The organism is Streptomyces sp. NPDC015032, from assembly GCF_043080425.1.
Classification (GTDB): domain Bacteria; phylum Actinomycetota; class Actinomycetes; order Streptomycetales; family Streptomycetaceae; genus Streptomyces.
In genome coordinates this window covers 15,741-29,975 of sequence record NZ_JBIBVN010000047.1, presented here as the reverse complement: position 1 = coordinate 29,975, position 14,235 = coordinate 15,741, and the positions used below count along the sequence as shown (strand labels likewise).

At 71.9% G+C, this 14,235-nt stretch carries 14 protein-coding genes; 10 read left to right on the top strand and 4 right to left on the bottom strand.

Annotated features, from left to right (window positions below):
- Positions 1 to 81: 81 nt before the first annotated feature.
- The 3 genes from ACF08M_RS36530 to ACF08M_RS36520 all read left to right on the top strand — a co-directional run bounded on the left by ACF08M_RS36530 (position 82) and on the right by ACF08M_RS36520 (position 3,560).
- Complete coding sequence (locus ACF08M_RS36530) at positions 82 to 501, top strand: helix-turn-helix domain-containing protein (RefSeq protein ID WP_392189595.1); 420 nt, start codon at positions 82 to 84, stop codon at positions 499 to 501.
- Positions 502 to 510: 9 nt separating this feature from the next.
- On the top strand, positions 511 to 927 hold the full coding sequence (locus ACF08M_RS36525) for a VOC family protein (RefSeq protein ID WP_392189594.1): 417 nt from the start codon (positions 511 to 513) through the stop codon (positions 925 to 927).
- 194 nt (positions 928 to 1,121) lie between these two features.
- The gene (locus tag ACF08M_RS36520) at positions 1,122 to 3,560 is read left to right on the top strand and encodes an excinuclease ABC subunit UvrA (protein ID WP_392189593.1); all 2,439 of its coding nucleotides are present in this window, start codon (positions 1,122 to 1,124) and stop codon (positions 3,558 to 3,560) included.
- Between the two features lie 154 nt (positions 3,561 to 3,714).
- Here the strand turns inward: ACF08M_RS36520 and ACF08M_RS36515 are convergent, their stop codons facing one another.
- From ACF08M_RS36515 to ACF08M_RS36505, 3 genes are read right to left on the bottom strand one after another with little or no spacing between them, the layout of a single operon-like run.
- Positions 3,715 to 4,212, bottom strand: a complete 498-nt coding sequence (locus tag ACF08M_RS36515) for a hypothetical protein (protein ID WP_392189592.1) — start codon at positions 4,210 to 4,212, stop codon at positions 3,715 to 3,717.
- Entirely contained in the window at positions 4,209 to 5,765 is a 1,557-nt protein-coding gene (locus ACF08M_RS36510; protein ID WP_392189591.1) for an ATP-binding protein, read from the bottom strand. Before ACF08M_RS36510 ends, ACF08M_RS36515 begins: the two co-directional genes overlap by 4 nt.
- On the bottom strand, positions 5,762 to 6,454 hold the full coding sequence (locus ACF08M_RS36505) for a response regulator transcription factor (RefSeq protein WP_392189590.1): 693 nt from the start codon (positions 6,452 to 6,454) through the stop codon (positions 5,762 to 5,764). The genes ACF08M_RS36510 and ACF08M_RS36505 overlap by 4 nt, the downstream gene beginning before the upstream one ends.
- A 135-nt stretch (positions 6,455 to 6,589) precedes the next feature.
- On the opposite strand from ACF08M_RS36505, the gene ACF08M_RS36500 reads away from it, so the two are divergent.
- The 5 genes from ACF08M_RS36500 (at position 6,590) to ACF08M_RS36480 (ending at position 11,182) form a co-directional block, all read left to right on the top strand.
- Entirely contained in the window at positions 6,590 to 7,246 is a 657-nt protein-coding gene (locus ACF08M_RS36500; protein WP_392189589.1) for a hypothetical protein, read from the top strand.
- Entirely contained in the window at positions 7,243 to 8,325 is a 1,083-nt protein-coding gene (locus tag ACF08M_RS36495; RefSeq protein WP_392189588.1) for a peptidoglycan-binding protein, read from the top strand. The genes ACF08M_RS36500 and ACF08M_RS36495 overlap by 4 nt, the downstream gene beginning before the upstream one ends.
- Positions 8,322 to 9,041 carry an ABC transporter ATP-binding protein gene (locus tag ACF08M_RS36490; protein ID WP_392189587.1) on the top strand — a complete coding sequence of 240 codons (720 nt, stop codon included), beginning with the start codon at positions 8,322 to 8,324 and terminating at the stop codon, positions 9,039 to 9,041. Before ACF08M_RS36495 ends, ACF08M_RS36490 begins: the two co-directional genes overlap by 4 nt.
- Positions 9,038 to 10,231, top strand: coding sequence for an ABC transporter permease (locus tag ACF08M_RS36485; RefSeq protein ID WP_392189586.1), 1,194 nt, complete (start codon positions 9,038 to 9,040; stop codon positions 10,229 to 10,231). The genes ACF08M_RS36490 and ACF08M_RS36485 overlap by 4 nt, the downstream gene beginning before the upstream one ends.
- 291 nt (positions 10,232 to 10,522) lie before the next feature.
- Entirely contained in the window at positions 10,523 to 11,182 is a 660-nt protein-coding gene (locus tag ACF08M_RS36480) for an HAD-IA family hydrolase (protein ID WP_392189585.1), read from the top strand.
- Between the two features lie 59 nt (positions 11,183 to 11,241).
- On the opposite strand, the gene ACF08M_RS36475 is transcribed toward ACF08M_RS36480, so the two are convergent.
- The gene (locus ACF08M_RS36475) at positions 11,242 to 12,033 is read right to left on the bottom strand and encodes an ABC transporter permease (protein WP_392189584.1); all 792 of its coding nucleotides are present in this window, start codon (positions 12,031 to 12,033) and stop codon (positions 11,242 to 11,244) included.
- A 267-nt stretch (positions 12,034 to 12,300) separates the two neighbouring features.
- Between ACF08M_RS36475 and ACF08M_RS36470 the strand changes: the two genes are divergently transcribed.
- The gene (locus ACF08M_RS36470) at positions 12,301 to 12,945 is read left to right on the top strand and encodes an HNH endonuclease family protein (RefSeq protein WP_392189583.1); all 645 of its coding nucleotides are present in this window, start codon (positions 12,301 to 12,303) and stop codon (positions 12,943 to 12,945) included.
- 699 nt (positions 12,946 to 13,644) lie between these two features.
- Entirely contained in the window at positions 13,645 to 14,100 is a 456-nt protein-coding gene (locus tag ACF08M_RS36465; RefSeq protein WP_392189582.1) for a DoxX family protein, read from the top strand.
- Positions 14,101 to 14,235: the final 135 nt, after the last annotated feature.

Here is a 14,235-nt window from a genome sequence, read left to right as displayed (position 1 = left end):
GAGCACCGTCGGCCGCTTCCCGTCGGCCCGGGAGCACTGAGCACGGAGGCGGGCCACCGCCGCCGTGCGATGCTGGTGCACATGACCCTGGAGGACCTGGTACGGCTGCGCCGCGCCCGGGACGCGATGGACCGCGACTACGCGCGGCCGCTGGACGTTCCGGCACTGGCCGGCATCGCCCTGATGTCCCCCGGGCACTTCTCCCGCAGCTTCCGCGCCGCCTTCGGCGAGACGCCGTACGGCTATCTGATGACCCGCCGCGTCGAGCGGGCGAAGGCGCTGCTGCGCAGGGGCGACCTGAGCGTGACGGAGGTCTGCTTCGCGGTCGGATGCACCTCGCTCGGGTCGTTCAGTTCACGCTTCAGCGAGTTGGTCGGCGAGAGCCCCAGCGCCTACCGGGCCCGCCGCCACGAGGCGGGCGCAGAGATCCCGGCGTGCGTCGCCAAGATCCTGACGCGACCGGTCAGGAATGGAGAAGCGCGATCCGCCGCCGCCTCGTAGCGTCGAGGCATGAACATCAAGCTCTCGCAGTGCTTCATCGCAGTCGACGACCATGACAAAGCGCTCACCTTCTACCGCGACGTCCTCGGCCTGGAGGTCCGCAACGACGTCGCCTTCGAGGGGATGCGCTGGGTGACCGTCGGCTCACCCGCTCAGCCGGACGTGGAGATCGTCCTCGAACCGCCGCTCGCCAACCCCAATGCCTCTCCGGCCGACAAGCAGGCGATGGCGGAACTGCTGGCCAAGGGCATGCTGCGGGGCGTGATCTTCTCCACCGACGACTGCGACGACACCTTCGAACGCATCCGGGCGGGCGGCGGGGAGGTGCTGCAGGAGCCGATCGACCAGCCGTACGGCGTCCGCGACTGCGCCTTCCGCGATCCGGCCGGCAACATGCTCCGCTTCACCCAGCCCCGCGAACGGTAGGGACCGTCTGCGGGGGGAGGCGTCCGCCGGACGGGCATCGCCCCCGGCGGGCGCCGCCCGTCCCGGGACAGCGGCGCTCTGTCGCGACCGCGCCGACGAAGAAGAACCGGCCGTTACGCTCGAAGCCGGCCGGATACAGCCAGGCGACACCGACGGGGACCGCGCAGGCGGCCCGTCCGACAGATGGAGACACGATGAGCAAGCCCTCGGGGACGGACCCGCAGTCGCCTGCGCCGCACGCTGCCAACAGCCACGATCTGATCCGTGTGCACGGCGCGCGCGAGAACAACCTCAAGGACGTCAGCATCGGTATCCCGAAGCGTCGGCTGACGGTGTTCACCGGTGTCTCCGGCTCGGGCAAGAGCTCGCTGGTGTTCGACACGATCGCCGCGGAGTCGCAGCGGCTGATCAATGAGACGTACAGCTCCTTCGTGCAGGGCTTCATGCCGACGCCGGCGCGGCCCGAGGTCGATGTCCTCGACGGGCTGACGGCCGCGATCATCGTCGACCAGCAGCGGATGGGGGCCGATCCCCGCTCCACGGTCGGCACCGCCACCGACGCCAACGCGATGCTGCGCATCCTCTTCAGCCGCCTCGGGCAGCCGCACATAGGCCCGCCCGGCGCGTACGCCTTCAACGTCCCGTCGGTCCGGGCGAGCGGTGCGATCACCGTCGAGCGCGGTGCCAAGAAGGCGGTGAAGGCCACCTTCTCCCGCACCGGCGGCATGTGTACGCGTTGCGAAGGCCGGGGCACGGTCTCCGACATCGACCTCACCCAGCTCTACGACGACTCCAAGTCGATCGCCGAGGGAGCGTTCACCATCCCCGGCTGGAAGTCCGACAGCTTCTGGACCGTGCGGGTCTACGCCGAGTCGGGCTTCCTCGACCCGGACAAGCCGATCCGCAAGTTCACCAAGAAGGAGATGCAGGACTTCCTCTACCGGGAGCCGACCAAGGTGAAGGTCGAGGGCGTCAACCTCACCTACGAGGGGCTGATCCCCAAGCTCCAGAAGTCGATGCTCTCCAAGGACAAGGAGGCGATGCAGCCGCACATCCGGGCGTTCGTGGAGCGGGCGGTCACCTTCACCACCTGCCCGGACTGCGACGGAACCCGGCTCAGCGAGGGGGCCCGGTCGTCGAAGGTCGAGGGGATCAGCATCGCCGACGCCTGCGCGATGCAGATCAGCGACCTGGCCGAGTGGATCCGTCGCCTCGACGATCCTTCCCCAAGCTCTTCGAGCAGGGGATACCCCATGGTGGCGCCGCTTCTCACCGCGCTGCGGCAGAGCCTCGACTCGTTCGTGGAGATCGGCCTCGGCTATCTCTCGCTCGACCGGCCGTCGGGCACGCTGTCGGGCGGCGAGGCGCAGCGCGTCAAGATGATCCGCCACCTCGGCTCCTCGCTCACCGATGTCACCTACGTCTTCGACGAGCCCACCATCGGCCTGCACCCGCATGACATCCAGCGGATGAACAGCCTGCTGCTCCGGCTGCGGGACAAGGGCAACACGGTGCTCGTCGTGGAGCACAAGCCGGAGACGATCGCGATCGCCGACCATGTCGTCGACCTCGGCCCCGGCGCCGGTGCGGCGGGCGGCACCGTGTGCTTCGAGGGCACCGTCGAGGGGCTGCGGGCCGGCGGCACCATCACCGGCCGCCATTTCGACGACCGGGCCGTCCTCAAGGAGACGGTGCGCAAGCCCACCGGCACGCTGGAGATCCGGGGCGCGACGACGCACAACCTGCGGGGCGTCGACGTCGACATCCCGCTCGGGGTGCTGGCCGTCGTCACCGGCGTCGCCGGCTCCGGCAAGAGCTCGCTCGTGCACGGGTCGCTGCCCCGGCAGGTGGGGGCCGGGGGTGTGGTGTCGGTCGACCAGGGCGCGATCCGCGGCTCGCGACGGAGCAACCCGGCGACGTACACCGGACTGCTCGACCCGATCCGCAGGGCGTTCGCCAAGGCCAACGGTGTGAAGCCGGCCCTGTTCAGCGCCAACTCCGAGGGCGCCTGCCCCACGTGCAACGGCGTCGGCGTCATCTACACCGACCTGGCGGTGATGGCCGCAGTCGCCACCACCTGTGAGGAGTGCGAGGGGAAGCGGTTCCAGGCATCGGTGCTGGAGTACCACCTCGGGGGGCGCGACATCAGCGAGGTGCTCGCGATGCCGGTGACCGAGGCCGAGGAGTTCTTCGGCGCCGGCGAGGCGCACACGCCGGCCGCGCACCGCATCCTCGGCCGCCTCTGCGACGTCGGGCTCGGCTACCTCGGCCTCGGCCAGCCGCTCACCACGCTGTCCGGCGGCGAGCGGCAACGGCTCAAGCTGGCCACCCACATGGCCGAGAAGGGCGGTGACCAGCTCGTCTACGTACTCGACGAACCGACCACCGGCCTCCACCTCGCCGATGTCGAACAGCTCCTCGGGCTGCTCGACCGGCTCGTCGACTCCGGCAAGTCGGTCATCGTCATCGAGCACCACCAAGCGGTCATGGCGCACGCCGACTGGATCATCGACCTCGGCCCCGGCGCCGGCCACGACGGCGGCCGGATCGTCTTCGAGGGCACACCCGCCGACCTCGTCGCCGCCCGCTCCACCCTCACCGGCGAGCACCTCGCGGCCTACGTCGGCACCTGACCGAGGCCCTCACGGACGGAGCGGGGCGAGTGGGCGGTGCGGCCCTCGCGAATGGTGCGGGACGAGTGGGCGGTGCCGCCCTCACGGGCGGCGCGGTGCGGACGGCGGCGCGACCGCTCACCGGGCACGCCGCCGCGAACTCACTTGCCCCGCCTCACCTGTTGAGGAACTCCGCACACCGGAAGGGACCCAGCACGGCGCCCTCGGACGGTCGCAGAGTGACCTCGACGTCGTCGGTCCTGACCTTCGGGTCGAGTACGGACTGGGTGCGTGCCAGCGTGCACACCAGCTGCCCCGTGCCCAGATCGTGCCCCGTTTCCCCATAGGGGCCGTCGATGCGCACCGTGACACGGGTGCCCGCCCCGGTGGCCCCGTACCCGCCGAGCCGGACGAGCGAGGTCAGGCCGTCGCGCTGGTACGCGCGCGACGGGTCCTGGCCGAGCAGCTTCAGCGCCCCGTTGAGATCCTTGACCTCCTTGTCGGGCACGGGCACTCCGCGCAGCCCGTCGGCGGACACGTAGTACAGCCGTATCCCGCGCGTCAGCCCGGACGCGGGCTCGCCCGCGCCTATCACTCCGGTCGGCTGGACGCCGCAGCCCATGAGGGCGATCATCCCGAGCGCGACGACCACGCCCTGCTGCCGGACCTTCATTCCGTGCCCTCCCCTGTACGTCGCAGGGGCAGCCGCAGCGTGAACACCGCGCCGCGCCGTGGCCCATCGGCCACATCGGCCACATCGGCCACGTCGGCCACGTCGGCCACGTCGGCCACATCGACCGTGCCGCCGTGCAGCCGTGCGTTCTCCAGCGCGATCGCCGTGCCGAGGCCGCTGCCCTGCCCGCTGTCGTCGGCCGCGCCACGCGTGCGGGCCGAGTCCGCCTTGTAGAACCGGTCGAAGACGCGCTCCCGGGCCTCCGGCGGCAGCCCGGGGCCGTGGTCGGCGACCTCCAGCGTCACCCACTCCCCGTCCGCCGCGAGGACCGTCCCGAGGGTCACGACGACCGGCGGGGCTCCGTGCCGCAGCGCGTTGCCCACCAGGTTCGCGACGATCACATCGACGCGGCGCCGGTCGACCACCGCCCTTACACCGTCAGGGAGGTGCGTCCGCACCCGGTCCGTCCAGCCGCGCAGCGCCAGCGACGCCCGTACGGTGTCGGCGAGGTCCGTCTCGGCCGCGTTCAGCCGTACCGCCTTGGCGTCGAAGCGGGAGATCTCCATCAGGTCCTCGACCAGCCGGGACAGCCGGGCCGTCTCCGCGCCGACGGTACGGGCCGCCCGCGCCGCGTCCGGCGGCAGCTGGTCGGCGTCCTCCTCCAGAACGGTCGCCACCATCGTCATCGCCGCGAGCGGCGTGCGCAGTTCGTGCGACACGTCCGCCACAAAGCGGCGTGCCTTCGCCTCCTGCTCGCGCAGTTCCGCGTCGGAAGCCTGGAGCGCGTCGGCGGACTCGTTGAACGTCCGTGCCAGGTCGGCGAGTTCGTCGTGTCCGGTGACGGCGACCCGGCTGCCGAGGTCGCCGGCCGCGAGCTCGCGGGTGGCCCGGCCCAGCTTCCGTACCGGCCGAAGGACCGTCCCCGCGGCCAGCAGCGCCAGCACGGCGGCCAGCAGCACCACCGGCACGATGCCCGCCCGTACGGAGTCCAGCAGAGCGGCGGTGTCATCGCGCTCGGCCCGCAGGTCGGTGATCGCGAAGACCTCCAGGCCGGAGGTGCGGCGGTCCCCGTCGGCGTACGTCACGGGCATACCGACCACCAGATAGGGCTCCCCCCGCCACTGCACCCGCTGGAACATGGCGTCGTCGCCGGCCGCCACGGCGGCGCGCAGCCCGACGGTGATCCGGCCCTCCGTCTCGGCGAGCGGGTCGGAGACCGCGACGAGGTCCTGGTAGCGGGCGACCACGATGCGGGCGCCGATGCCGTCCGAGACCTTGGCCGCGAACCGGGACAGCGACTGGTGGTCGGGCGGTACGTCGAAGTCGGCGGCGACCGCGGTGACCCGCTCCCGGAGGTCGTTCACGGCGGAGTTCTGGGTGCGCTGGAGGACGGCGGTGCGGGCGTCCCGGTAGGCGAGGGCGGTCGCGGTCACCGCGCTGATGAGGGCGACGACGACGACAGTGACGACGAGCCGGGTGCGCAGCCCGCCGACGAGCCGCCAGGAGCGCCTCTTCGGGGCGGCGCCGCGCCCGTCCTTGTCCGTACGGTTCACAGCGGCCCGAAGCGGTAGCCGAAGCCCCGCACCGTCTGTACGTACCGCGGCTTGGCCGGTATGTCCTCGATCTTGGCCCGCAGCCGGCCGACCGCCGCGTCCACCAGCCGGGAGTCGCCCAGGAAGTTGTGGTCCCAGACGGATTCGAGGAGATGCTCACGGCTGAGGACACGGCCGGGAGCGGCCGACAGCTCCAGCAGCAGCCGCATTTCGGTGGGCGGCAGCGGGACCGGGGTGCCGTTCCTGGTGATGGTCAGTCCGGCGCGGTCGATCACCAGCCCGGCGAGACCGGCGTCCGGACCCTGTCGTGCGGACGGTTCCGCGCGCCGCAGCGCGGCCCGGATGCGTGCCTCCAGGACGGGCGCGGTGACCGGCTTGACGACATAGTCGTCGGCGCCCGCCTCCAGGCCGGTCACGATGTCCGAGTCGTCGCCGCGCGCGGTCAGCATGATGACCGGCAGGGTCGCCGAACGGGCGCGGATACGGCGGCACACCTCGAAGCCGTCGATACCCGGCAGCATCAGGTCGAGTACGGCCAACTCGACCCGCGCGCCCCGCTCCCCGGCCAGCAGGGCGAGGGCCTGTTCGCCGGTGGCGGCGGTGTCCACGCCGTACCCGTGTCGGCGCAGCACGAGCTCCATTCCGTCCCGTACGGACGCGTCGTCCTCGATGAGCAGTACATGCGGCATGGGGCCGATTATGAGCATGCCGGGGCCGTTCCCGCCTGCTCCGTAGGGGTGCGGACCCGCAGGCCGGAGGCATTGTTACGTTCCCATCATGTGGCCATGGACGGGTCATGATCTGCGGCGGCGAACGTGAGGCGCATGAAACTCCTCATCAGGACGAACCCCCGAGCCACCACCCGGCTGCGCCTGGCCGCCTTTGTGGCCGTGCCCGTGCTCGCCCTCTCCGTCGCCTGCGGCGGCGGGGACGACAGTGCCGGCGGGACGAAGAAGGACGACGCGATCGCCGACGTACCGCAAGCGCCCGCCGAGAGCGCCAAGAAGGACGGGAAGAGCCCGGGCGGCCAGGCCGCGGGCAAGAGCGAGTTCTACGACGCCCAGATGAAGTACGTCCAGTGCATGCGCGCCAAGGGCGGCTACAAGGACTTCCCCGACCCCAGGCTCAGCGGGCACCTCGACTGGGACAAGATCAACGAGATCGGCGCCCGGCCCGGCGCCAACGCAGGTATCAAGGGCGGCAAGGGCGGCGTCTGCGTCGACGAGTTGCAGGCCGCCATGGCGGCCGAGCCCAAGCGGGACCAGCAGAAGGACTACGAGTCGATGCTCGCGCACGCCAAATGCATGCGGGACAACGGCGTCTCCAAGTTCACCAATCCGACCATGAGCGGTGGCATCGCCCAGCCGGGCGGTGACCCCAACCCGGCGTCCACGTCCATCGACTCGAACTCGCCGGCGTACAAGCAGGCCCGCGAGGCGTGCAGGACGAAGCTGCTCGACGGCCTGGACGGCATGCAGTGAAGCGCCGCACCACCCACCTCGCGCTCGGCGCGGTGGCCGTCGCCGCGGCCGTCACCGGGGGCGTCCTGTTCCTCGGAAACGGCCGCGGCGATGCGGGCGCCTCCGGCCGGGACGGCGACCTGCCACCCGCCACCGCGACCGTCCGGCGCACCGACCTCGTGCAGTCCAAGACGGTCGACGGCAAGCTCGACTTCGCCCAGCGCCGCACGGTCAAGTCCGCCGTCGAGGGCACCGTCACGGTGGCCGCTTCCGAAGGGAAGACACTGACCCTGGGACAGGCCCTGTACGAACTGAACGACAAGCCCGTCACCCTTCTCTACGGACCGGTCCCGATGTTCCGCGAGATGAAGGTGGGCGACCGGGGCAGCGACGTACTCGAACTGGAGCGCGGTCTGCGCGACTTGGGGTACGGGGCGCACCTGTACGTCGACACGCGGTACGACACGGACACCGAGGCCGCCGTCAAGCGGTGGCAGAAGTCCCTGAACCGTGAAACCACCGGCAGGGTCGGCCGGGGCGACGTCGTCTTCCAGCCCGGCCCGGTCAAGGTGGTCTCCGCCGACGCGGCGCTCGCCGACCAGGTGGGCCCGGACACGCCGGTCCTGACGGTCGGCTCCACCAAGCCCGTTGTACGGGCGCAACTCGACCAGACCGACGGCCCGCTGACCGCGCGCGGGACCAAGGTCGAGGTCACCCTGCCGAGCGGGAAGACCGTGGCCGGCGATGTCACCGGGACGGTACGCCCGGAGGGCTCCGCCGCCGAGGGCGGTGCCGACGCGCAGGACGGCATCATCGTCGAGGTCGCCCTGGACGGCGGGGTGAAGGCCGCGTCCGGCGAGGACACCAAGGTGTCGGCGAGCGTGAAGTTCGTCAGCGAGGCGCGCAAGGGGGTCCTCGTGGTCCCCGTCGAGGCGGTCGTCGCGCTGCGGGGCGTGAACGGTGGTTACGGCCTCCAGGTCGTCCGGGGCACCACCTCGACGATGGTGCGGGTGGAGACGGGCATGACCGCCGACGGGCTGATCGAGGTCAGCGGCCCGGACGTGCGCGAGGGCCTGAAGGTCGGAGTGGCGAAGTCATGACGTCCGCCCCGGTGATCGAACTGCGGGACGCCACCAAGTCCTACCCCGGCGGCGTCCACGCCCTGCGCGGAGTGAACCTCACCGTCGAGGAGGGTGAACTGCTCGCCGTCGTCGGCCCGTCCGGCTCCGGCAAGTCCACGATGCTCAACGTCATGGGCACCCTCGACAAGCCCACCACGGGCACCGTCCGGGTCGCCGGGTACGACGTGTCCGCACTCTCCGACTCCCGGCTCTCCGCACTGCGCGCCCGCCACATCGGCTTCGTGTTCCAGCACTTCCATCTGGCAGCGGGGCGCGACGCGGTGGACAACGTCGCCGACGGGCTGCTGTACGCGGGCGTACCGCTGAGGCAACGGCGGGCGCGGGCGCGGGAAGCGCTCGCCCAGGTGCGGCTGGACCACCGCTACTCGCACACGCCGAACGAGCTGTCCGGCGGCGAGAAACAGCGCGTGGCCATCGCCCGTGCCCTGGTGGGGGAGCCCCGGCTGCTGCTGGCGGACGAACCGACCGGGGCGCTGGACACCGCGTCCGGCGAGATCGTCATGGAGCTGCTGCACGAGCTGAACGCGTCCGGCACCACCATCTGTGTGATCACCCACGACAACGAGATCGCGGACTCGCTGCCGCGCCGGGTCCGCTTCAGGGACGGCGAGATCGTCTCGGACTCGCGTTCCGGCGCGCGCACCGACTCCCGTACGGAAGAGGCCGGTTCATGAGGAACGACCTCAGGCCGGCCCGCCTCTCCCCCCGCGATGTCCTCCGCGTCGGTGCGGTCGGCCTTCGCGCGCGCCGTGCGCGCGTGGTGCTCTCGGCGCTCGGCATCGCCATCGGCATCGCGACCATGGTCGCGGTCGTCGGCCTGTCCGAGTCGAGCCGCGCGGACCTGATGGCCCGGCTCGACCGCCTCGGCACCAACCTCCTCACCGCCGAGGCGGGCAAGGACGCCATGGGACAGGAGATCAAACTGCCCAAGAACGCGGTCGCGATGGTCGAACGCGTCGGCCCGGTGCTGCACGCCACGGCCACTGCCGATGTCGACGCGCGGATCCGCCGCAGCGACGTCGTCCCCGAGGAACGCACCGCAGGCGTCACTACGCAGGCGGCCCGTCTCGACCTGCTGTCCGCACTCGGCGGCGAGGTCGACAAAGGCGCCTGGCTCGACCCGGCCGGTGAACGCCTCCCGACCACGGTCCTCGGTGCGGTGGCGGCCGAGCGCCTGGGCATCACCCGCACCGGCGAGACGATCATGATGAACGACACCCGCGTGGTCGTCGTCGGCATACTCAAGCCGATCGAGCTGGTGCCCACCCTGGACCGGGTGGCCATGGTCGGATTCCCCGCCGCCGAACGCTACTTCGGCTTCGACGGCCACCCCACCACCATCTTCGAGCGTTCCACGGACGCCTCGGTGGAGGACGTGCGGGCAGTGCTGGCCCGCACCATCAGCCCGGGCGACGAGGCGGGCGTCAAGGTCTCGCGTCCTTCGGACGCGCTGGCCGCCAAGGCCGCCACCGACGAGGGCCTGACGACCCTGATGCTCGGTCTGGGCGCGGTGGCCCTGCTGGTCGGCGGGGTGGGCGTCGCCAACACCATGGTCATCTCCGTCCTGGAGCGCCGCCAGGAGATCGGCCTGCGCCGCTCACTGGGCGCGACCCGCAACGCGATCCGGCTCCAGTTCCTGACCGAGTCGCTGCTGCTGTCGGCGCTGGGCGGGGCAGCGGGCGCACTGCTGGGCGCGGCGGCGACGTACGGCTTCGCGCGGGTCCAGGGGTGGACGGCGGTGGTCCCGCCCTGGTCGCTGGCGGGCGGCCTGGCCGCCACCCTCCTGATCGGCGTGGTCGCGGGCCTCTATCCGGCGATCCGCGCCTCCCGCCTCCACCCGACGGTGGCTCTCAACGCGACGTGAGGCGGCGGCGTACGGGGCGCTCCCTGGGGGCAACGGCATACGGGCGCTCCCTGGGGGCAACGGCGTACGGGGGCACCTTCCGGGGCGGCGGCGTACGGGGCGTCTTCCCTGGACGGCGCCCCCGCCCCGTACGCCCCGGATTGGCATTCCCGGACAGGTTTTTGTATCGTGAAGGAACAAAGTAGCCTCCGCTCGCCACCCCCTGACCGGCGAGCGAGGCTGCTTGTTCTCTTTGCCGCGCCTTCCTGCCCTTCCCGCGTCCTCGCCTCCCCCGCGCCCTGGAGCCCGCCCATGCCGGCCACCGTTCTCACCGCCCGTGCACTTCTCCTCGACATGGACGGAACCCTCGTGAACTCCGACGCCGTCGTGGAACGCTGCTGGCGGCGCTGGGCACTGCGGGAGGGGCTGGACCCGGAGGCCGCGCTCAAGGTGGTTCACGGCCGGCAGGGGTACGCCACGATGGCGGTGCTCCTTCCGGACCGCCCGATGGAGCAGAACTACGCGGACAACCGGGTGATGCTCGCCGAGGAGACCGCCGACACCGACGGCGTCGTGCCGGTCGCCGGCGCACCCGCCTTCATGGACGCGATCGCCGCGCTCCCGCACGCCCTGGTCACCTCGGCCGACGAGGCGCTGGCCCGGACCCGGATGACCGCGTCCGGACTGCGGATGCCCGCCACCCGCGTCACCGCCGAGAGCGTCGGCGCCAGCAAGCCGGACCCCGAGGGCTTCCTCAAGGGAGCGGCCGAGCTGGGCTTCGCCCCGGCGGACTGCGTCGTCTTCGAGGACTCGGAGGCGGGCATCGCGGCGGGCCGGGCAGCGGGCATGCGCGTCGTGGGCGTCGGCCCGCGAGCCGCGGCGCTCTCCCCCGACGCACACGTCGAGGACCTGACGCGGCTCCGGGTGGAAGCAGCGACCGACGGAACGATCCGGCTGCACATCGGCGCGTAAGGGCCGCCCCGACGAGCCCGGCGTGATCCGGCCTCCCGGGCAATACGCCTAAGGGTCGCCTAAGGGCTGTCCCCCGGCTGCCGGCGGCCGGCATCGGGCCGTCGCTCCGGCGGCCCCGGGTCCCGGTGCAGCCGCCCCCGTGCCACCAGTTCGAGCACGACCGTCACCGCCACCGCCTGTACGGCCATCAACGCCACCAGCACGAACAGCTGCACGGCCCCCGCCTGGACCGGTGAGGCGCCGCCCAGCAACATGCCCACGAAGGCGCCCGGCAACGTGACGAGCCCCACCGTCCGCGTCTGGTCGAGCCCCGGCAACAGCGCGTCCGCCGCCGCCGGACGGGCGATCTCCAGTCTCGCGTCACGGTCGAGCAACCCGAGCGCCATCCCCGCCTCCACCTCCCCGCGCCGGGTCGTCAACTCGTCCAGCGCCCGCCGCCCGGCGAGCACGGTCGCGGTCAGCGCACCCCCGATGAGGATTCCGGCCACCGGGATCAGGGCGACGCCCCGGGCCCGGACGAGTCCGGTGAGCAGCAGCAGGGCGACCACCGGCCCGACCCCCGCCCCGATCGGCAGGGCCGCCCACCACCAGGTGCGGTTGCGGGTGACCCGGCGGCCCGCGGTCCATACCGCCACGGCGTACATCAGCGCGAGGAACGCGAGCAGCGGCGGCAGCGAGCGGACCACCCAGCCGATGAGCAGGGAAACCGCGGCGAGCTGAGCCGCGGCCCGCAGTCCGGCCAGCAGGATCTCGCGCGACCGGCCCAGCGAGGCCAGGGCGGCGACGGTGGCCGCCGCCGCGAGCAGCAGGGCGAGGACAACCCCGAGCGTGGTGTCGACCGGAAGCAGCACACCGCAACCCTACGGCCGGTCCGGCTCGGACCACAGGCACGAACCGAGCCACCGCACCGGCGAATTGCCGGTGCATCAGCACGTACGCCCGCGCAGATGCGGACGTACGCCCCCACACTCCGGCCCTGTCGGTCAGAACCCTTGATGTGACGTGCCCATGTCGCCACTCTGTTACCTGGCGCCCACCCCACGGAAACCTGGCGCCGCCACGATGGCCGGGCCCCACGGGTCACCCGTCCAATGTCCCCCCATGTCAAGGGAGTTCGCATGTCAGGTGTCTACGCGCGTCGCATCGCCGTCGTCGCCGCATCCGCCGCACTCGCCGCATCCACCGGACTGCTCACCGCCCCCACCGCCCAGGCGGCCATGCCCACCCCAGTCTCCGCGTCGACCGCCCGCACCTATCTGAGCGAGCTGACCGTCTCCGCGGAAGGCTCGTCGACCGGCTACAGCCGCGACAAGTTCCCGCACTGGATCACCCAGTCGGGCGCCTGCAACACCCGCGAGGTCGTCCTTGAGCGGGACGGCACGAATGTCACACAGGACTCCAACTGCGCGACTGTCAGCGGCAGTTGGTATTCGGAGTACGACGGCGCCACCTGGACCGCCGCCTCCGACCTGGACATCGACCACATGGTCCCGCTCGCCGAGGCCTGGCGGTCGGGCGCCAGCAGCTGGACCACCGCCCAGCGCCAGGCGTACGCGAACGACCTGACCCGGCCTCAGCTCATCGCGGTCACGGACAACGTCAACCAGGCCAAGGGCGACAAGGACCCGGCCAAGTGGCTGCCCCCGCGCACCGCCTACCAGTGCACGTACGCCCGCGCCTGGGTCCATGTGAAGCACTACTACGACCTGACCGTCGACTCGGCCGAGAAGAGCGCCCTGCAGTCCGTCCTCAACAACTGCTGAACCCTCCGCACCCCCTCCCCGCCGTTCCGCACCCCACGGAGCCGTGCACCCCGCACGGCTCCGTACGCGCATTCCGGGACGGCGCGGCGAGGGCGTGGCGGGGCGCGTTTTCGGCCGAGTCCGGCCGCCGGCGAGGAGGACCCGCGCCGGCGGCAGGCCCGGAGAACGGCGGCGGGCGGCGCTCGACGCCGATGAGGCGCAGCGGGCACGCGGGGCGCCCCTCACCCGGCCCCGGGCCGCACATCTCCTCCCCCGGCCGGCACTCCGCCGCCGCCACTGCCACCGCCGCCCGCCTCCGGCACGGAGCGGTGACACACGGCGCGGCGCCGCGGGAGGCCGACGGGTCCGCCCGCACCCTCGATCTGACCTGCGCACCCTGCCCACGCCCGCCCGACGCGGCGGCCACAACCGCACGACGCGGCCGCCGGGACCGCTCGGGGCCGGCTTCCGTCGCGACAATCAGCTCTTGACACCCACCTCCCTCGTGGCCGGAAACCTGCGCTGCCATTGGTTCAGGCCAGAGCGGCGAAGGAAGGTGCGCAGCTCGGGGCGGTGCCGGGCCGATCCCCGACCGACAATCGCGGGACGGTTTTCGGACAGTGGACAGGATGTTTGAACTTGCAAGCATTGGTGAGGTTTCCCTAATCTGGGGCACTCAATCGGTTCACGTCCCCACCAGACCGAAGGAGCCCTCCCCTCATGCACGCACGCTTGAATCACGCTCAGCCCTACGCTCTCGGCCTGTTCCGGATCGTCGTAGGTCTGCTCTTCGCCTGCCACGGCGCCGCCTCGCTCTTCGGCGTCCTCGGTGGCGCGATGGGCGGCGGCTCCATACCCGCCGGCACCTGGCCCGGCTGGTACGCGGCGGTCATCCAGCTCATCGGCGGCAGCCTGGTGATGCTCGGCCTGGGCACCCGTGCCGCAGCCCTGATCTCCTCCGGCTCCATGGCGTACGCGTACTTCAAGGTCCACCAGCCCGAGGCGCTCTTCCCGCTGCAGAACGGCGGTGAGCCCTCGGCCGTCTTCTGCTGGGCGTTCCTCCTGCTGGTCTTCACCGGCCCCGGCGCACTGGCCCTGGACCGGCTGTTCAGCCGGGGCGGCGCGGAGCGCGGCGAGGACCGCGCACGTGAGCAGGCACCGGCCGTGACGGTCTGACGGCCCGACGGCCTCAACGGCCCGGCCTGCACGGACCGGCCCTTCCGCTCACGGGCCGGCCCGTGCGGGCCGTTCCTCACAGCGGGCCGTTCCTCACATACGAACGGAACCCTGTCTTCCCATTTCCGGGCGTAC

What these genes read in the sequence shown, in the direction of transcription:
- ACF08M_RS36515 (WP_392189592.1), bottom strand. Translation starts at nt 4,212, where the DNA reads ATGAAGGTCCGGCAGCAGGGCGTGGTCGTCGCGCTCGGGATGATCGCC.
- ACF08M_RS36480 (WP_392189585.1), top strand. Translation starts at nt 10,523, where the DNA reads ATGCCGGCCACCGTTCTCACCGCCCGTGCACTTCTCCTCGACATGGAC.
- ACF08M_RS36470 (WP_392189583.1), top strand. Translation starts at nt 12,301, where the DNA reads ATGTCAGGTGTCTACGCGCGTCGCATCGCCGTCGTCGCCGCATCCGCC.
- ACF08M_RS36530 (WP_392189595.1), top strand. Translation starts at nt 82, where the DNA reads ATGACCCTGGAGGACCTGGTACGGCTGCGCCGCGCCCGGGACGCGATG.
- ACF08M_RS36505 (WP_392189590.1), bottom strand. Translation starts at nt 6,454, where the DNA reads ATGCCGCATGTACTGCTCATCGAGGACGACGCGTCCGTACGGGACGGA.
- ACF08M_RS36500 (WP_392189589.1), top strand. Translation starts at nt 6,590, where the DNA reads ATGAAACTCCTCATCAGGACGAACCCCCGAGCCACCACCCGGCTGCGC.
- ACF08M_RS36490 (WP_392189587.1), top strand. Translation starts at nt 8,322, where the DNA reads ATGACGTCCGCCCCGGTGATCGAACTGCGGGACGCCACCAAGTCCTAC.
- ACF08M_RS36465 (WP_392189582.1), top strand. Translation starts at nt 13,645, where the DNA reads ATGCACGCACGCTTGAATCACGCTCAGCCCTACGCTCTCGGCCTGTTC.
- ACF08M_RS36520 (WP_392189593.1), top strand. Translation starts at nt 1,122, where the DNA reads ATGAGCAAGCCCTCGGGGACGGACCCGCAGTCGCCTGCGCCGCACGCT.
- ACF08M_RS36485 (WP_392189586.1), top strand. Translation starts at nt 9,038, where the DNA reads ATGAGGAACGACCTCAGGCCGGCCCGCCTCTCCCCCCGCGATGTCCTC.
- ACF08M_RS36525 (WP_392189594.1), top strand. Translation starts at nt 511, where the DNA reads ATGAACATCAAGCTCTCGCAGTGCTTCATCGCAGTCGACGACCATGAC.